Genomic DNA, 16,966 nt, shown 5'->3' with positions numbered 1-16,966 from the left:
AAAGCCGACGCGGTGACGGGCCGACCCTACCTCGAGCTGACCTGCAGGCGCAGCGCGGCGACATAGCCGTCGTCGCGACGGCTGTGGTCGGCCTCGTAGTCGGTGGCCATCATCACGACGTGGCTGCCGCCGGCGTCGACGACGGCAATGCCCTTGGCGCCGCCTTCGACCGACGTCCACGCCGAGCGCACGAGGGTGTTCTTCTCCTGGGACTGGTCGCCCACGTCCAGGCCTGCGGCTTCGAACTGGGCCACGATGCGGTCCATCGCCGCCTGGGCGCCGTGTTCGGGCAGGTCCAGGTGGATCTGGCGCATGGTGATGCCAGCAGTGGTGCTCATGTCCACGGTGGCGTTGTAGGGGAAGTCCGGCAGCACCCCGCCCGGCAGGGGCGCGGCGAGCGCGCGGTTGCCGGGTTTGCCCGGGGCCTGGCTCGCCTGGTCGGCGGCGGCGGCGATGATGGCGGCAGCCTTGCTGGTGTCGGCTGGCGGCGCATCGGGGGCCTTGTCGCTGCCGCAAGCAGCCAACAGCACCAAGGCGGGAACGAGGGCGAGTGGGGAATGGCGCATGGCCGGCTCCGGTTTCGGGGATCGTGCCTTCGCTTACGCACTAATGCGGCCGGTTCCGCCAGCAGCAAGCCTTTGGCGGGCAACGCGGGGTAACCTCGGGGTATTCGCCGATGCAATCCAAGGAGAAGCCTGATGGCCGTCAAATACATCCTGCGCCTGCCGAAACCCTCCGAGGCGCGCGGCGCCGAGCCCAGCCTGTCCTTCCGCTCCGACGGCGCCGAAGGGCTGGCGGGCGAGCTGCAGGCGGCCCTGCGCGAAGACACCCTCTTCCAGCGCTGGCGCGCGATGCAGGAAGACCCGGATGAGGTCGACGAGGCGCTGGGCGCCACCGACCCGGCAGCCACGGTGGTCGGCAAGCAGGAAGACCTGAAGATCGAACTGCACGCCACCACCTCGATTTCCAGCGGCATCCTGAAGCAGCGGCTGAAGTGGCTGGCGGGCGATCATTGGGTGCTGGCCGACGTGCGTAATCCCTAGCCGGTAAGGGGACGGGTGCAATTTCCTTAGGGAAATTGCACCCGTCCCCTCAGCCGGTGTTCTGCACGCCGGCCGCGATGCCGTTCACCGTGGTCACCAGCGCATGGAACAGCGGCCCCTGCTCGGGCCGCCCTTCGGCGCGCCAGCGCGCCAGCAGGTCCACCTGCAGCAGGCTGATCGGATCGACATAAGGGTTTCGCAGGCGGATCGACTGCCGCAGGCGGAAGTCGCCGTCGAGCAGGCGCGGGCTGTCCTTGATCGCGAGGATGACCTCGCGCGTGCGGGCGAACTCCTCGGCGATGCCCGGGAAGAAGCGCGCGTGCGCATCACCGGCCAGCTGCGAATAACGTTCAAAAATCCCCAGGTCGGACTTGGCCAGCACCATCTCGACGTCGTCCACGAGCGTGGCGAAGAAGGGCCAGTCGCGGGCCATCTCGGCCACGGCGTCCTGGCCGTAGCGCGCGATGCCTTCGGCCAGGCCGGTGCCCACGCCCAGCCAGGCGGTCAGGCCGCAGCGGTTCTGCGACCAGGCGAAGACCCAGGGAATCGCGCGCAGCGAGGACACGCCGCCGGCGTTGCCGCGCTTGCTCGGGCGCGAGCCGATGCGAAGGCGCTCGATCACGTCGATCGGCGTGGCGTCGCGGAAGTAAGGCACGAAGCCTTCGCTTTCGTAGACCAAGCCGCGGTAGTGGGCCCGCGCGGTGGCGGCGATGTGGGCCGCCATTTCGCGCCAGCGGGCTTCGCGCGGTTCGGGCTGGCGCGGGCGCAGGGTCGCGCGCAGCACGGCGCCGGTCGCCTGTTCGAGGTTGCGCAGCGCGATGGCGCGGATGCCGTACTTGCGGTGGATCACCTCGCCCTGTTCGGTCAGGCGCAGGTAGCCGTCGACCGAACCGCGCGGCGCCGCGATGACGGCGCGGCCGGTCTTGCCGCCGCCGCGCGAGAGCGAGCCGCCGCGACCATGGAAGAACGCGATGCGCACGCCGGCTTCGGCGGCAAGTGACGTCAGCGCCACCTGGGTCTGCTGCAGGGCCCAACGCGAAGCGACCAGGCCGCCGTCCTTGGCGCTGTCGGAGTAGCCCAGCATCACCACCTGGCGGTCGCCGCGGCAACGCAGGTGCGCGCGGTAGACCGGATCGGCGAACAGCGAGCGCAGGGTGTCGGCGGCGTTGTCGAGGTCGTCGACGGTTTCGAACAGCGGCGCCACGTCCAGCGGCACGTCGCCATTGCCGTCGACGCAGCCGCCCAGCCTGGCCAGTGTGAGTACGGCCAGCGCATCGGCGGCGCTTCGGCTCATCGAGATGATGTAGGGGCCGATGGCACGGGCGCCGTAGCGCGGCAGGGAATCGGCGACGGTGCGGAACACGTCGAGCACGGAGCGGGCGTCGTCGGCCGTCGGGTTGCTGGCCTTCGTCGTGTCCGCCAGCAGGTCGCGCAGACGCTGCGCGCGATCCTGCCAGTCGCGGTCGGGGAAGCCTTCGTCGGCGAACACCGCGGCCAGCGCGGCGTCGTGCTGGCTGCTTTCCTGGCGCAGGTCGAGCGTGGCCAGGTGGAAGCCGAAGGCCTGCACGCGGCGCAGCAAGCGACGTACCGCGAAGCCGCCGGCGTGGTCGCCGCGGTGCTGCTGCAGGCTGGCTTCGACCAGGCGCAGGTCGGCCAACAGGTCGTCGGGACTGGCGTAGCCGTCCTTGTCATCGCCGGCGGTGGCCTCGATGCGCGCCGCGACCAGGCTGAGGAAGCGCCGGTAGGGCATGTCGGCGTGGCGCGCCTTGATGGCGTCGGCGGCGTCCGGGAAACGCAGGGCGTAATCGTCGGCACGCGCGATCATGGCGTCGGACACGCCGACGCGACCTTCGGTCTGGCTCAGCAGGTCGGCCAGCTTCTCCAGTTCTCGGCGGTACCGACCGAGCACGATCGCGCGTTGGCTCGACAGCGTGGCAGCGATGGTGTGGGCGCCGACGTTCGGGTTGCCGTCCATGTCGCCGCCGACCCAGGAACCGAAGCCCAGCAGCGGCGGCAGTTCGCCGGGGGATTTGTCGTAGACGGCGTGCAGGGCGTCGAGGAAGGTTTCGTGGAAAACCGGCAACACGCGGTAGAGCACGTCGGACAGGTAATAGGCGACGTGTTCGAATTCGTCGGCGACGGTGGGTTTTTCCGGCGGGGTTTCGTCGGTCTGCCAGCTGGCGGTCAGGGCCAGTCGCATGCGTTCGATGTCGGCGCGGCGCTCCTGCGGCGTCAGGTTGCGGTCGATGTCCTCGACCAGGCAGCGCACGACTTCGCTTTCCTTTTCCAGCAGCGCGCGGCGCACGGCCTCGGTGGGATGGGCGGTGAACACCGGCTCCACGCGCAGGCGCGGCAGCAGGGCCAGCACGGCTTCGGCGGGCACGCCTTCGTCACGCAGCTTGCGCAGCGAATCCTCGAGGCCGCCGGGCTGCGGCGCTTCGCCCAGGCGCTGGTAATCGCGACGGCGGCGGATGCGGTGCACGCGCTCGGCCAGGTTCACCGCCTGGAAATAGCTGGCGAAGGCGCGCACCAGCAGTTCGGCGCGATCCAGCGGCAGCGCGCGCAGCCGGCTGGCGACGTCCTCGAGCGGCGCGCCGTCCTCGCGACGGCGGATCGAGGCGATGCGCAGGGTTTCGACTTCATCGAGGAAGGCCGGCGAGACCTGTTCGGCGAGGATCTCGCCGACCAGGGCGCCCAGGCGCTTGACGTCCTCGCGCAGGAGGTCGTCGGTGGCGGGCAGGTCGATGTCGCGCAGGGATTCGGGGATTTGGCTCATCCGCAAAGCCTACCCCAAGCCCATGTAGGAGCGCCTTCAGGCGCGAATCCTTTAACTTGGCCGTTGGCCAAGAACAAATTCGCGCCTGAAGGCGCTCCTACAGGTTGGTGCCGCAGCACTTCTTGTATTTCTTGCCGCTGCCGCAGGGGCAGGGGTCGTTGCGTTCGGGGGTGGCGGCGCGGCGGACGGGTTCGCGCGGGGTCAGGGATTCGATGCGGTGGCAGTGCAGGTCGTGCAGCATGTCCGGCAGGCCGGCGTGGATTTCCAGGCGCTCGCGGTAATCGAGCGGCACCGGCGCCCCGCCCTCTTCCTCCGGCGGGTAGCTGCCCACGGCCAGGGCTTCGATGTAGGCCTCGACTTCGCCGATCCAGTCGTCTTCGGCGATCCACGCATCCCAGGCCTCTGAGCGCAGGTCCATGCCTTCCAGGAAGCCGCCGGCCCAGGCGGCGCCGATGTCGACCTCCGGCCCGTGCTCGCCTTCGGGATCCTCGGGCAGCCACCACAGCAGCGCGCCTTCGATCGTCAGGTCGTCGCCCGGCACGCGTACGCGGCGGCGGGCGGTCTCCCAGGCCAGCATCAGCAGCGCGGTGGCCTGGGCTTCTTCTTCGGCGTTCTCCCAGCGCGGCGGCGCCTTGCCCCAGACGCGGGGCAGCCAGTCGGCCGGCGTCACCTCGCCGGGGCTGACCGCCAGCGCGGTGAGGTAACCGTCCAGCGGCTCCAGGCCGAGGCCGCCGAAGGGCACGGCGCGCTGCTCGAGCAGGCGGTCGAGTTCGTCGATGCGGGCATCGTCCGCGCGGAACCAGTCGGCTTTTGCTGTGGCCATCAGTACGCAAACTCCCGGAACACCGGATCGACGCTGCCGCCCCAGGCGCCATGGAACAGGGCCAGCTTGCGCTCGGCCGGGGTTTCATTGGCCAGCGCGAACTCAAGCAGCGGCTCCAGGAACACCGCCTCGCTGGCGCCGGAGCTGTTGAGCCGGTTGCGCCGCGCCAGGCCCTGGCCGGAGATCTTCAGCGCTTCCAGCGCCAGCTCGCGCAGCGTGGCATTGCGGAACGGCAGCTTGAAGCCGTGCCGGGGCACGCCGTCGCGCAGCGCGTGGCGTTCTTCGCGGCTGAAGTCCTTCACCAGGTCCCAGGCTGCATCCAGCGCCGCGTCGTCGTACAGCAGGCCGGTCCAGAACGCCGGCAGCGCGCACAGCCGGTTCCAGGGGCCGCCGTCGGCGCCGCGCATTTCCAGGTATTTCTTCAGCCGCACTTCCGGGAAGGCGGTGGTCATGTGGTCGGCCCAGTCGCGCATCGTCGGCAGCTGGCCAGGCAGTTCGTCGAGCTCGCCGCGCAGGAACTTGCGGAAGCTGCGGCCGGCCAGGTCCAGGTACTCGCCGTCGCGGTAGCTGAAGTACATGGGCACGTCGAGCAGGTAGTCCACGTAACGCTCGAAGCCGAAGCCGTCCTCGAACACGAAGTCGAGCATGCCGGTGCGGTCGGGGTCGGTGTCGGTCCAGATGTGCGAGCGGTAGCTGAGGTAACCGTTGGGCTTGCCGTCGGTGAACGGCGAATCGGCGAACAGCGCGGTGGCGATGGGCTGCAGCGCCAGCGACACGCGGAACTTCTTCACCATGTCGGCTTCGTTGGCGAAGTCCAGGTTCACCTGCACGGTGCAGGTGCGGGTCATCATGTCCAGGCCGAGATTGCCGCGCTTGGGCATGTACTCGCGCATGATCTTGTAGCGGCCCTTGGGCATCCAGGGCATGTCCTCGCGGCGCCACTTGGGCTGGAAGCCCATGCCCAGGAAACCCAGGCCAAGCTCGTCGCCGACCGCCTTCACTTCGCGCAGGTGGGTGTGGGTTTCGCAGCAGGTGTCGTGGATGTTCTCCAGCATCGCGCCCGACAGCTCCAGCTGGCCGGCCGGCTCGAGCGTCACCGAGGCGCCGTCCTTGGCCAGCGCGATCAGCTTGCCGTGCTCCTCGAAGGGCTCCCAGCCGAAGCGCGTCAGCCCGCGCAGCAGGGCCTCGATGCCGCGCTCGCCGTCCCAGGTGGGCGGCCGCAGGTCCTCGAGCCGGAAGCCGAACTTCTCGTGCTCGGTGCCGATGCGCCAGGCCTCCGGGGGTTTTCCGCCCGTGGCGAGGTAATCGACCAGCACGCGGTGGTCGGTGATCGGGTCGTCCTTGGCGTTGCTGGGTCCGGACAAGAGGAGTCCTTGCGAGGGGGTGGGGACGGCCGGCCGCTGGCCTACAATCCGGGGATGCGAATCGTAACCCGCGCCGCGGTGCCTGGCGTCCTGCTGGCGGTCCTGCTCTGTTCCGGCGCCGCGCTGGCGCAGACCCTGCAGCGCGGCAACGGGCCCGAGCCCTCGACGCTCGATCCGCACCGCTGCCCGGAAGTGGCCTGCGCCAACATCCTGCGCGACCTGTTCGAGGGCCTGGTGGCGGTGGACGGCGCCGGCCGGCTGGTCCCGGGCCTGGCCGAGCGCTGGCAGCCATCGGAAGACGGCCGCACCTGGACCTTCCACCTGCGCCCCGACGCCCGCTGGTCCAACGGCGAATCCCTGGATGCGCCGCAGGTGCTGGCCAGCCTGCGCCGCGCCTTCGCCCCGGCCACGGCCGCGCCCTTCGCCGGCCATCTGGATGCGATCACCCACGCCGGCGCCGTGCAGCGCGGCCTGCAGCCGCCCGAGGCCCTGGGCGTGGCCGCGCCGGACGCGCACACGCTGGTCTTCAGCCTCAGCCGCAGCGCCGACCTGCCCCGCCTGCTGACGCTGCCGGTGGCCTACCCGGTCTACCTGCCGGCGCTGGCCGAACACGGCGCCCGCCACACCCGCCCCGGCAACCTGGTGTCCAACGGCGCCTACCGGCTGGCCGACTGGCTGCCGCAGGCGCACGTGACGCTCGAACGCAACCCACACTTCCGCGAGCCGGCGCCGATCCCCGGCGTGCGTTTCCACGTGACCGAAGACGCCGCCAGCGAACTGCGCCGCTTCGAGGCCGGCGGCCTGCACATCACCGAAACCCTGCCGCCGCAGCCGCTGGCGCACCTGCGCGAACGCTTCGGCGACCAGCTGCGCATCAGCCCCTACCTGGGCAGCTTCTGGCTCGGCTTCAACCTCGAACGCCCCCCGTTCAAGGGCGATGCGGCGCTGCGCGAGGCGCTTTCGCTGGCCGTGGACCGCGACATCCTCACCCGCCACGTCACCGGCCTGGGCGAAAGCCCGGCCTTCGGCGTGGTGCCGCCGGGCGTGGCCGACTACGAACCGCCGGTGCCAGCGGCCGGTGCCTGGACCCAGGCCCGTCGCGAACAGCGGGCGCGGGAGCTGTACGCGCAGGCCGGTTACTCGGATGAAAAGCCGCTGCAGGTCGAACTTCGCTACAACACCTCCACGCCGCACCGGCGCCTGGCGCTTGCGGTGGCGGCCATGTGGCGCGAAACCCTGGGCGCGCGCGTCACGCTGCGCAACGAGGAATGGAAGGTCTTCGTCGGTACGCGCCGCCAGCGCGTGATCACCCAGGTCTTCCGCGGCGGCTGGATCGCCGACATCGACGACCCGCGCAATTTCCTGGGCATCTTCCGCAGCGGCGATGCCTCGAACTGGAGCGGTTATGCCGATCCACGCTTCGATGCCCTGCTCGACGCCGCCGACGCCGCGCCGACGCTGGCCCGACGCCGCCAGCTGCTGCGCGAGGCCGAATCGCGCCTGCTCGACGCCCATGCGGTGCTGCCGCTTTACTTCTACACATCCAAGCACCTGGTCCGGCCGGAGGTGAAGGGCTTCGAGGCCAACCCGCTGGACCATCACCCCAGTCGCTTCCTGTCGCTGGAGCCCGCGCCATGAAGGCCTGGGCCGGCCGCGGCGCCGAAGCGCTGCTGACGCTGTGGCTGCTGGCCACGCTGTGTTTCGTGCTGCTGCGCGCGGCGCCGGGCGGCCCCTTCGACGCTGAAAAAGCCGCGCCGCCGGAGGTGGAGGCCGCGCTGGCCGCCCAGTACCGGCTCGACCAGCCGCTGCCGATGCAATACGTCTACTGGGTGGCCGACGTGGTGCGCGGCGACCTCGGGCCCTCGTTCCAGTACCCGGACTACCGGGTCAGCGAACTGCTGGCTGCGGCGATGCCGATCACCGTGCTCAATGGCAGCCTGGCGCTGCTGCTGGCGCTGGGCTTGGGCGTGCCGCTGGGCGCATGGGCGGCGCTGCGCTCGGGCAGCTGGACCGACCGGCTGCTGATGTTCGGCGCGGGGCTGGGACTGTCGATCCCGAAATTCGTGGTCGCGCCGCTGCTGGTGCTGGTGTTCGCGGTCAGCCTGCAGTGGCTGCCGGCCGGCGGCTGGGACGGCAGCTGGCGCAGCGTGGTGCTGCCGGTCATCGCGCTGGCGCTGCCGAACCTGGCCTATTGCGCGCGACTCACCCGCGGCTCGCTGCTGGAAGTGCTGGGCGCCGACTACCTGCGCGCGGCGCGCGGACGCGGCATCGCCGGGGCGCGGCTGCTGTTCAAGCATGCGCTGCGGCCCGGGCTGCTGCCGGTGGTCGCCTGGCTGAGCCCGGCCCTGATCAACGTGGTCAGCGGCTCGGCGGTGGTCGAACAAGTGTTCGGCATCCCGGGCATCGGGCGATACTTCGTGCAGGGCGCGCTCAACCGCGACTACACGCTGGTGCTGGGCGTGGTGCTCGTGGTCGGCGCGGCGATCGTGGTCATCAACGCGCTGGTGGACTGGCTTCGCGGCCGCATGGATCCGCGGCTTCGGTAAACCCTGCTTCCCGCCAGGAGACATCCCTTGAGTGCACGCCGGAAAAAACACCCCTGGGTCATCGGCGATGTTTTCCTGGTCCCGCTCAGGGACGGAAGCCACTGTCCCGGCCAGGTCGTCGGGCGCGAACCCGACCTGCTCAACTGCGTGGCGATCGCGCTGTTCGACGCCAGGGGGGCGTGGAGCGAGTCGTGGGAGCCTGCCGCCGACAGCATCTTCTCGAAGCTGTTCGTCAGCCGGGATGCCCTGGATTTGGGGCAATGGCCGGTGGTCGGGCGCCGCGCCAGCGCGCTCGCCCGGCCCGGGATGCCGAACGAGTCGCTGAGGGACGTCGGGTTCGTCGGCGCCAAAGTGGTCGGCAGCGACATCGTCGATGAATTCGTGAACGCCTACTTCGGGCTCATGCCCTGGGACGACTGGTACGTCCCGGACTACCTCGACGACCTGCTGGTGTCACCCGACCGAAAGCCCACCGACCGGCTGGTGTACTGCGGGCGCCACCCGCGCTGAAGGCTCAGACTTCAAGCCAACCCGTAACCACGGCACGGGCTTCGTCGAGGCCGAGCTTGGCGTCGGCGGAAAAGACCTGGACGCTGGCGCGGTCGCCGAGCTCCTTGCGGACCTTGAGCAGGATGTTGCCCTGCTCGCCGCGGCCCAGCTTGTCGGCCTTGGTCAGCAGGCAGTGCGCCGGCAGCTCGCGTTCGACGGCGTAGTCGAGCATCTGCAGGTCGTATTCGCGCAGCGGGTGGCGGATGTCCATCACCACCACCAGGCCCTTGAGCGAGGCGCGTTCGTGGAAGTAGCGGTTGATCGTGCCCTTCCAGGCCTCGCGCATCGCCTCGGGCACCTTGGCGTAGCCGTAACCCGGCAGGTCCACCAGGTAGCGGCCCGGGTCGATCTCGAAGTAGTTCAGCGCCTGGGTGCGGCCCGGCGTCTTGGACACCCGGGCCAGGCCCTTCTGGTTGGTCAGGGCATTGAGCGCGCTGGATTTGCCGGCGTTGGAACGGCCGGCGAACACCACCTCGCGGCCGTCGTCGGGCGGCAGCTGGCGCAGGGAATGCACGGAATTGATGTATTTGGCACGGGCCAGGGCGTTGGACATCAGGGGTCGCCGGGGCGGGAAAGGCGCCAAGCATGGCCCCTGCCGGCCTTCCTGACCAGCCTTGGCCCCGGCCGGGGCCCGGCTCAATTGACCGTCGCGGGCGCCGGCTGGGATAATCCGCGCCTTCCTGCGCGTCCGCCGCGCAAGCCCTTCATCCCATTGAAACCAGCTTTCCGGAGCAGCCCATGAAGTTCACGCGCATCCTTGGTGTCGCCGCCGCCCTGGCCTTCTCGGCCGTGGCCGTGGCCCAGGAGACCGAAGTGGAGCCCGCTGCCACCGTGTCGGCGGCCCCCGAGGCCGTGCCGGCCCCGGTGGAGGCCCTCGAGGTCGACGGCGCCAAGGCCAGCCGCGGCGATGCCCAGGCCGGTGCCGGCAAGGCCATCGCCTGCGCCGCCTGCCACGGCGCCGACGGCAACTCCGCCGACCCGCAGTACCCGAAGCTGGCCGGCCAGCACGAGCGCTACATCGCCCGCCAGCTGTCGCTGTACAAGACCGGCGAGCGCGAGAACGCAATCATGCTCGGCTTCGCCGCCGGCCTCAGCGCCCAGGACATGCGTGACATCGGCGCCTACTTCGCCAGCCAGAAGATCGTGGCCGGCGTGGCCGACGACACCGTGATCGCCGAAGGCCCCTATGCCGACCGCAAGTTCTATTCGGTGGGCGAGCAGATCTACCGCTACGGCAAGGCCGACGGTTCGGTCCCGGCCTGCGCCGCCTGCCACGGCCCCACCGGCGCCGGCAACCCGGGTTCGGCCTGGCCGTCGCTCGGTGGCCAGCACGCCGGTTACACCGCCACCGTGCTCACCGCCTTCCGCGACGGCAAGGTCTGGGGCAAGGACGAAAACGCCAACGCCATCATGGCCGGCGTCGCCGCCAGCCTGAGCGATGACGAGATCCAGGCCCTGGCCAGCTACATCGAAGGCCTGCACAACGCCGCCGACACCCCGTCGGCCGACGCGGTGGCCGCCGGCCAGCCGCAGGGCTGAACCCGTGACGCGGCGGCCCGCCGGGCCGCCGTGTTTTGAACCTTGCCTGCCGGCCGTGGTCAGGTAGGCGACCTTTCCAAGGAGCCACCCGTCCATGAAGCGCCTGCTGCCCCTGATTTTCGCCCTGGCCCTGGCCGCCTGCGGCGAGTCCGCCAACGACGCCGCCGCCCCTGCGGCCGACGCCCCGGCCGCGGATACCGCGGCCACCGCCGCGCCCGCCGAGGCCACCGCTGCGGACGCACCCGACGTCATCGAAACCCGCGTCGAAGACATGGCCGCCGACGAGGCTGCCGAGACCAGCGCCGACGAAGCCGCCCCGGCCGAAGCCGCGACGGACGCCGAAGCCGCCGCCGAAGCCCCGCGCCCGGCGCCGCCGGTGGTCGATCCGGCCAAGGTCCCGCGCCTGGGCACCGACTACGAGCCGCTGGCCGAGCCGATGCCGACGATCGGCCAGGGCGGCATCGAGGTCGCCGAGGTGTTCTCGTACATGTGCATCCACTGCGCCAACCTGCAGCCGGTGCTCAACACCTGGAAGTCCGACCTGCCGGCCGACGTGCGCTTCGAGTACGTGCCGGGCGTGTTCGGCGGCGCCAGCGACAACTTCGCGCGCGCCTACTACGCCGCGGAAGTGATGAACCTGGTCGACAAGACCCACGACGACCTGTTCAAGGCCGTGCTGATCGAGCGCAAGTTCACCTCGGCGTCGCCGGAGGAGATCGCGGACTGGTACGCCGGCTACGGCGCCGACCGCGAGGCCTTCCTGTCGACGATGCAGAGCATCGCCGTGACCGCCAAGTTCAACCGCGCCCGCCAGTTCGCGCTGCGCGGCGGCGTGGATGCGACGCCGATGATCATCGTCAACGGCAAGTACCGCGCCATGGCCACGGCCGACCGCGGCATGGAAGGCCTGCTGGACACGGTGGACTGGCTGGTCGCGCACGAGCGCGCGGGCAGCACGCCCTAAACGGCGAACGACCGCAAGCTGAACGAAAGGGGCCGCCAACGCGGCCCTTTTCCTTTTTCGCCTTGCCCGCGCGGGCAGGGCACCCCACCATGTCAGGCATGTCCGCCGTCCCGCCCGAAGCCGCCAACGACCGCCTGCGCCTGCTCAGCGCCAACATCCAGGCTGGCTCGAGCACGCGCGCCTACAGCGACTACGTGACCCGCAGCTGGTCGCACGTGCTGCCCAACGGCAAGCGCATCAACCTCGACGCCCTGGCCAAGCTGGCCAGCAACTACGACCTGGTGGGGCTGCAGGAGTCCGACCCGGGCAGCCTGCGCTCGGGTTTCACGAACCAGGCCGATTACCTGGCCGAACAGGCGCACTTCCCGTTCTGGAGCCACCAGCCGAACCGGCGCATCTCGCGGATCGCAGGCAGCGGCAATGCGCTGCTGAGCCGGGTGGAGCCGACCGAGATGCTCGACTACGCCCTGCCTGGCCGCATCGCCGGGCGCGGGGTGCTGCTGGCGAATTTCGGCAAGGGCAAGAAGGCCTGGACGCTGGCGATCACGCACCTGTCGCTGGGGGTGAAGTCGCGGCAGCTGCAGCTGGGTTTCCTGGCCGAGCTGCTGTCGGATGCGCCGCGGCTGGTGCTTATGGGCGACTTCAACTGCGATTTCGACGCGCCGGAAATGCGCCGGCTCTACCGGGAAACCTCGCTCGAGCCACCGCCGGAGCGGGTGTGCACCTTCCCGAGCTGGGCGCCGCAGCGCTGCCTGGACCACGTCCTGGTCGGCGGCTTCGACGTGCTCGACTACAAGGCCGTACCGGCCGCCGGCTCCGACCACATGGCCGTCGGCGTCGAACTGCGCCCCAGATAAGGTCCCGTAGGAGCGCCTTCAGGCGCGAATCTTTGGCCTTGCCGTACGGCAAGAAGGGCGTCGTTCTTGCGGATTTCGTCGGAGGCGCCGCCGCGCACGCTACGTCCTCGCCGCCCGGCCGGGCGCAAGCGTCATCCATGACCAGCTTACGGCCGGCCGCTACAGGCATCCTGCCTTCCGCTTCGTCGAGGACATAGCGTGCACGACGTCGCTCCGACTCCCGCACAGGCCGCTGATTGCCAGCCCGCCGCTGCGCGGCGAAGAACACGTCGTGGTCCGACCGCAGTCGCCAACCGCGTGTCGCCCCGAAGGGGCGAGCTCGGAGTATTCGGATCCGAAGTCAGTTGGAGCAACGGCGCTTTGCGCGGTGAGGTCCGAAGCGGAGGGCAGGAAGCCCGTAGCGGCGCCGGGCAGGATGCCCAAGTGTCGCGGAGCGCATGGATGCGCGGGAGCGACCCGGCTTTTGCTGCCATGGATGGCGCTAGCAAGAAGCCGGGCGGCGCCTCACCGCGCAAAGCGGCGGTGCCATCGCAGACGGTTCGGGAACGACGCACTTCTTGCCGCAAGGCAAGGGCTTCGCGCCTGAAGGCGCTCCTACAGAAGCAAAGAAGGGCCGGCGCGTTGGCGCCGGCCCTTTGGTTTGCAGCAACTTGCGGGTTCAGAACTTGATGTCGGCGCGCACGTAGAAGAAGCGGCCACCCGGGATGTCGTAGGTGGACGCGTCGTAGCCGTTGAGCGAGCACGACAGGCAGATCGGCGGATCCTTGTCGAACACGTTGTTCACGCCGAAGGTCAGGCCCAGGCCCTCGCCCTCGCCGAAGCGGTAACCCAGCTGCAGGTCGTTGTAGGTCGTCGCAGCCAGCACGTTCGTGCCCGTCGCCGGGTTCGAGCACACCGGGAAGCTCACCGCGTTGCCGCACTCCTCGCGCAACTCGCTGATGTGGCGCACCGTCCAGGCCGCGTTCCAGCCACCGAGCTTCCAGTCCAGCGTGAAGTTCGAGGTCCACTCCGGGATCGCGCTGTCCACCACCTCGATGCCCGGACCCTGCGGCTGCACCTGGCCGGCCGCGCCCACCGCGCGGTAGTCGCCTACCAGGGTGTTGCGCCAGGCCGCCGAGAACTTGCCCAGGTCCGAATCCGGGAACACCCAGAACAGGTCGATGTCCCAGCCGTCGGTTTCGATCGTGCCCAGGTTGGTCAGGCGGTTGTTGAAGCCGTTGATGCCGCCGGTCGGGGCGCGGGTGATGCCGTCGCAGTACAGCGGGTCCAGCGTCTGCACGCACAGGTCGAGCTGGGTCTGCGCGTCGATCGCCTGGATGGCGCCTTCGATCTCGTGGCGGTAGTAGGTGACCTCGAAATCAACGCGCTCGGCCAGCTCCGAGTTCTCCAGGAACGACGGGCTCCAGATGAAGCCGGCCGCGAAGCTCTCGGAGAACTCCGGATCGAGTTCGTCATTGCCACCGGTGGTGACCGAGATCTGCGGGTTCGGCTGCTGGTAGTTGCCCGGCACGCCCAGCGTGGCGCAGTTGCCGGCCAGCGACGGGTCGAGCAGCGGCGTCGAGCAGGGGTCGTTGATCTGGGCGTCGAAGCGGCTGGCCGAGCCGAACAGCTCGCCGATCGATGGCGCCCGGAAGCCTTCGGCGTAGCTGGCGCGCAGCACCAGTTCGTCCACCACCTGCAGGCGCAGGCCGTACTTGGGCGTGAACTCGGAAATGCCCGTCGAGTAGTCCGAGTAACGGCCGGCGACGGTGAAGTCGAGGCGCTGGCCCAGGTCGGTGTTCTCGAGCAGCGGGAAGTTGAGCTCGAAGAACAGCTCGCTCACGTCGTACTCGCCCGAGGTCGGCAGCGAGGGCACGCCGTTGTAGTCACCGGCCACCGTCAGCGGATCGGGCTGGTACCAGCCGTCGAGGCGGCGGTGTTCGAAGCCGGTGGCGAAGTCCACCGAACCGGCGGCCATGTCGAACAGGCTGCCCGAGAGGTTGGCGGTGACCAAGGCCAGTTCGTTCTGGCTGCGGTCGCGCACGATCGGCTGGATCCAGGCCAGCATTTCCGGCGTGACCGTGCCCGGGCCGCCGAAGATGTTCAGCGGCGTGCAGCCGGCCACGGCCGCGCAGGCCGCCGGGTCGCCCAGGGCCAGCGCGATGTTGCGGATGTTGTAGCTGCCGAAGTTGGTCTGCTCGGCCTTGTTCTCGCTGAAGGCGACGTTGACGTCCCAGTACAGCGTGCGGTTGGCGTCAATGACGCCTTCCAGGCCGGCGCCGACGTACCAGGTGTCGACTTCCTGCTCGAACACGCGCGCACCGCCCTCGACCGGGCGACGGCCGATCAGGATCAGGTTGCGATCGGCGGCCGGCGTGGACGTGCGGCCATCGAGGTCGAAGCCGAACGGGTTGAAGGGGTTGAGCGCCGAGATGAAGATGCCGTCGGCCAGCGGGTTGCCGGTGCCGGCCTCGGGACCGAGGAACCACGGCTCGGGCGCCGCCTGGTTGGTGGACTCGCGGCGGTTGAACAGGACCTTGGCGTAGCCGCTGACCGCGTCGCTGAACTGGAAGCGCACCTGGCCGAAGGCGCCCAGGCGTTCGGACGGGGTCAGCAGCAGGTTGAACTGCGAGAAGTTGAAGCGGTCGGCCGTGCCGAAGCAGTGGTAGTCGTCGGTGCGCACGCAGCCCGTCTGGGTCGGGTCGAAGTTCGGGTTGCTGGCGCCGTTGTTCGGCGTGATGTCGTAGACGACGTCGGTGTTCGGGTCGACGAAGATGAAGCGGCCGGTCGGGGTGCCCGAGCTGCCAAAGCTCACGCCGGTGCCCGGCACCGGGAAGCTGGACTGTTCGCGGTCACGCGAATAGATGACGTCCTGCTTGGTGTAGCTCAGGCCCAGGAAGACATTGGCACGATCGCTGTTCCAGCCCCAGGCCACGTCCGCGGACGAGGTGGTGCCGTCGCCTTCGCCGTACTGGCCGACCTGCGCGTTGAGCGAGAGGCCGTCGAAATTCTTGCGGGTGATGATGTTCACCACGCCGGCGATCGCGTCCGAACCGTAGAGCGAGGACGCGCCGTCCTCGAGCACTTCGATGCGGTCGACGATGGCCAGCGGGATGGTGTTGAGGTCGGTCGCCGCGCCCACGCCCGAGGCGGAGGCTTCGTTGACCCAGCGCACGCCGTCCACCAGCACCAGCACGCGCTTGGAACCCAGGTGGCGCAGGTCGGCCTGCGCGGAACCCGCGCCGACGCCGCTGCCGTCCGGCGGGAAGCCGAAGTTGCCGCTGGAATTGAACTTGGTGTTGAGCGCCGAACCCGAGCCGGTCAGCGCCTGCACGACGTCGCCGATCGAGGTCAGGCCGCTGCGGTCGATGTCCTCGCGGGTGATGCGCTGGACCGGCACCAGGCCTTCGGCTTCGGAGGTCTTGATGCGGGTGCCGGTGACCTCGACGCGGTCGAGGGTCTTGATCTCTTCACTGCTGTCGTCCTGCGCGAGGGACACGGCGGGCACCAGAGCGAACAGCAAGGCGCCGCGGACCGCCAGGCTCAGGCGGGAGTTACGGATGGTCTTCATGACGATTCCCTTGGTTGGAGTCACCCGCGCCTTGCCCCCAATGCGCCGGCCCAGCCCTGTTGTAAAGAAAGCGTCAAAACGTGACAAGCATCACGCTTCCTCACCCTGTTAGCGACTTTGAACATTTTTCGCCAACCTGTTCAGGGTGCGAAAAAAACTCCCAGGCCGACCAGGGCAAGGAACACGGCGAACACCCGGCGCAGCGCCGGACCGCTGAGCCGGTGGGCCAGCCGCGTGCCCAGCGGCGCCGCCAGCACCGACGCCAGCGCGATGCCCGCCGCCGCCGGCAGGAAGACGTAACCCCAGCTGCCCGCCGGCAAACCGGCCGGGGCCGCCTGCAGGGCGTAGCCCGCGGCGCTGGCCAGCGCGATCGCGACCCCGCAGGCGCTGGAAGTGCCCACGGCCCGCACCGGCCGGACGCCGCGCCAGACCAGCAGCGGCACCGTCATCGAGCCGCCGCCGATGCCGACCAGGGCCGACACCGCGCCGATGCCGCCGCCCGCCAGCGAGTAACCCGGCCCCCGCGGCGGATCCGGCCGTTCGGCGCGCGCACGCGGCCAGTCGGCCGCCATCTGCACGGCGGCCAGGCCGCAGTAGCCGGCGATGAACAGGCGCAGCCAGTCGCCGTCCAGCTGGACCGCCAGGCCGCTGCCCAGCCAGCCGCCAACCAGCAGGCCCGGCACCAGCCAGGCCACCGTGGGCCACAGCACGCTGCCGCGGCGGTGGTGGGCGCGGGCCGAGGACAGGCCGGTGAGCACGATGCTCGCCAGCGCCGTGGCCAGGGCCGCGTGCACCGCGTGTTCGGCCGGCACGCCCTGGGTGGGCAGCAGCCAGACCAGGGCCGCGACCAGCACCAGGCCGCCGCCGATGCCCAGCAGTCCGGCCAGGACGCCGGCCAGGGCGCCCAGGGCGAGGTAGAGGCTCCAGGCCAGCATCAGGCGGACCGCTCGGGCGA

At 70.0% G+C, this 16,966-nt stretch carries 14 protein-coding genes; 7 read left to right on the top strand and 7 right to left on the bottom strand.

The features are described 5' to 3' along the window. Window positions 1–26: 26 nt before the first annotated feature. Window positions 27–566, bottom strand: coding sequence for a hypothetical protein (locus tag ACE3TE_RS10410; RefSeq protein ID WP_374604707.1), 540 nt, complete (start codon window positions 564–566; stop codon window positions 27–29). Between the two features lie 132 nt (window positions 567–698). Here ACE3TE_RS10410 and ACE3TE_RS10405 point away from each other — a divergent pair, with 132 nt between their 5' ends. After that, window positions 699–1,043, top strand: coding sequence for a hypothetical protein (locus ACE3TE_RS10405; protein ID WP_374604705.1), 345 nt, complete (start codon window positions 699–701; stop codon window positions 1,041–1,043). Between the two features lie 49 nt (window positions 1,044–1,092). On the opposite strand, the gene ppc is transcribed toward ACE3TE_RS10405, so the two are convergent. The 3 genes from ppc to ACE3TE_RS10390 form a co-directional block, all read right to left on the bottom strand. Then, entirely contained in the window at window positions 1,093–3,819 is a 2,727-nt protein-coding gene (gene ppc / locus ACE3TE_RS10400) for a phosphoenolpyruvate carboxylase (RefSeq protein WP_374604703.1), read from the bottom strand. 97 nt (window positions 3,820–3,916) lie between these two features. Beyond that, window positions 3,917–4,642, bottom strand: coding sequence for a UPF0149 family protein (locus ACE3TE_RS10395; protein WP_374604702.1), 726 nt, complete (start codon window positions 4,640–4,642; stop codon window positions 3,917–3,919). Continuing rightward, window positions 4,642–6,006: a glutamate--cysteine ligase gene (locus tag ACE3TE_RS10390; RefSeq protein WP_374604700.1), complete on the bottom strand. Its 1,365-nt coding sequence runs from the start codon at window positions 6,004–6,006 to the stop codon at window positions 4,642–4,644. The genes ACE3TE_RS10395 and ACE3TE_RS10390 overlap by 1 nt, the downstream gene beginning before the upstream one ends. Window positions 6,007–6,060: 54 nt before the next feature. Here ACE3TE_RS10390 and ACE3TE_RS10385 point away from each other — a divergent pair, with 54 nt between their 5' ends. Genes ACE3TE_RS10385 through ACE3TE_RS10375 form a run of 3 tightly spaced genes read left to right on the top strand, consistent with a single transcriptional unit; the run spans window position 6,061 to window position 9,062 of the window. Beyond that, a complete protein-coding gene (locus ACE3TE_RS10385; protein WP_374604698.1) occupies window positions 6,061–7,644 on the top strand; it encodes an ABC transporter substrate-binding protein in 1,584 nt (527 codons plus the stop codon). Then, window positions 7,641–8,552: an ABC transporter permease subunit gene (locus ACE3TE_RS10380; RefSeq protein ID WP_374604696.1), complete on the top strand. Its 912-nt coding sequence runs from the start codon at window positions 7,641–7,643 to the stop codon at window positions 8,550–8,552. Before ACE3TE_RS10385 ends, ACE3TE_RS10380 begins: the two co-directional genes overlap by 4 nt. A 27-nt stretch (window positions 8,553–8,579) precedes the next feature. Further along, window positions 8,580–9,062, top strand: coding sequence for a hypothetical protein (locus ACE3TE_RS10375; protein ID WP_374604694.1), 483 nt, complete (start codon window positions 8,580–8,582; stop codon window positions 9,060–9,062). 4 nt (window positions 9,063–9,066) lie between these two features. Here the strand turns inward: ACE3TE_RS10375 and yihA are convergent, their stop codons facing one another. After that, window positions 9,067–9,654 (bottom strand): ribosome biogenesis GTP-binding protein YihA/YsxC, encoded by a 588-nt coding sequence (gene yihA / locus ACE3TE_RS10370; protein ID WP_374604692.1) that lies wholly within the window; start codon window positions 9,652–9,654, stop codon window positions 9,067–9,069. 185 nt (window positions 9,655–9,839) lie between these two features. Between yihA and ACE3TE_RS10365 the strand changes: the two genes are divergently transcribed. From ACE3TE_RS10365 to ACE3TE_RS10355, 3 genes are all read left to right on the top strand, one after another. Beyond that, window positions 9,840–10,640, top strand: a complete 801-nt coding sequence (locus tag ACE3TE_RS10365) for a cytochrome c (RefSeq protein WP_374604690.1) — start codon at window positions 9,840–9,842, stop codon at window positions 10,638–10,640. 94 nt (window positions 10,641–10,734) lie between these two features. After that, a complete protein-coding gene (locus ACE3TE_RS10360; protein WP_374604688.1) occupies window positions 10,735–11,604 on the top strand; it encodes a thiol:disulfide interchange protein DsbA/DsbL in 870 nt (289 codons plus the stop codon). 140 nt (window positions 11,605–11,744) lie between these two features. Next, a complete protein-coding gene (locus ACE3TE_RS10355) occupies window positions 11,745–12,461 on the top strand; it encodes an endonuclease/exonuclease/phosphatase family protein (protein ID WP_374604733.1) in 717 nt (238 codons plus the stop codon). A 658-nt stretch (window positions 12,462–13,119) separates the two neighbouring features. Here ACE3TE_RS10355 and ACE3TE_RS10350 read toward each other — a convergent pair. After that, entirely contained in the window at window positions 13,120–16,011 is a 2,892-nt protein-coding gene (locus ACE3TE_RS10350; RefSeq protein WP_374604686.1) for a TonB-dependent receptor plug domain-containing protein, read from the bottom strand. A 140-nt stretch (window positions 16,012–16,151) separates the two neighbouring features. Continuing rightward, window positions 16,152–16,946, bottom strand: coding sequence for a sulfite exporter TauE/SafE family protein (locus ACE3TE_RS10345; RefSeq protein ID WP_374604684.1), 795 nt, complete (start codon window positions 16,944–16,946; stop codon window positions 16,152–16,154). Between the last annotated feature and the right edge of the window lie 20 nt (window positions 16,947–16,966).

The organism is Arenimonas sp., assembly GCF_041919775.1.
In the GTDB taxonomy this organism is placed as follows: domain Bacteria; phylum Pseudomonadota; class Gammaproteobacteria; order Xanthomonadales; family Xanthomonadaceae; genus Arenimonas.
The sequence above is the reverse complement of the archived record's forward strand: the minus strand, read 5'-3'. Positions and strand labels throughout refer to the sequence as shown.

Excerpts from the sequence above, each read along its gene's own strand:
- ACE3TE_RS10410 (WP_374604707.1), bottom strand. The coding sequence starts at position 566 with ATGCGCCATTCCCCACTCGCCCTCGTTCCCGCCTTGGTGCTGTTGGCT.
- ACE3TE_RS10405 (WP_374604705.1), top strand. The coding sequence starts at position 699 with ATGGCCGTCAAATACATCCTGCGCCTGCCGAAACCCTCCGAGGCGCGC.
- ppc (WP_374604703.1), bottom strand. The coding sequence starts at position 3,819 with ATGAGCCAAATCCCCGAATCCCTGCGCGACATCGACCTGCCCGCCACC.
- ACE3TE_RS10395 (WP_374604702.1), bottom strand. The coding sequence starts at position 4,642 with ATGGCCACAGCAAAAGCCGACTGGTTCCGCGCGGACGATGCCCGCATC.
- ACE3TE_RS10385 (WP_374604698.1), top strand. The coding sequence starts at position 6,061 with ATGCGAATCGTAACCCGCGCCGCGGTGCCTGGCGTCCTGCTGGCGGTC.
- ACE3TE_RS10380 (WP_374604696.1), top strand. The coding sequence starts at position 7,641 with ATGAAGGCCTGGGCCGGCCGCGGCGCCGAAGCGCTGCTGACGCTGTGG.
- yihA (WP_374604692.1), bottom strand. The coding sequence starts at position 9,654 with ATGTCCAACGCCCTGGCCCGTGCCAAATACATCAATTCCGTGCATTCC.
- ACE3TE_RS10365 (WP_374604690.1), top strand. The coding sequence starts at position 9,840 with ATGAAGTTCACGCGCATCCTTGGTGTCGCCGCCGCCCTGGCCTTCTCG.
- ACE3TE_RS10360 (WP_374604688.1), top strand. The coding sequence starts at position 10,735 with ATGAAGCGCCTGCTGCCCCTGATTTTCGCCCTGGCCCTGGCCGCCTGC.
- ACE3TE_RS10350 (WP_374604686.1), bottom strand. The coding sequence starts at position 16,011 with ATGAAGACCATCCGTAACTCCCGCCTGAGCCTGGCGGTCCGCGGCGCC.
- ACE3TE_RS10345 (WP_374604684.1), bottom strand. The coding sequence starts at position 16,946 with ATGCTGGCCTGGAGCCTCTACCTCGCCCTGGGCGCCCTGGCCGGCGTC.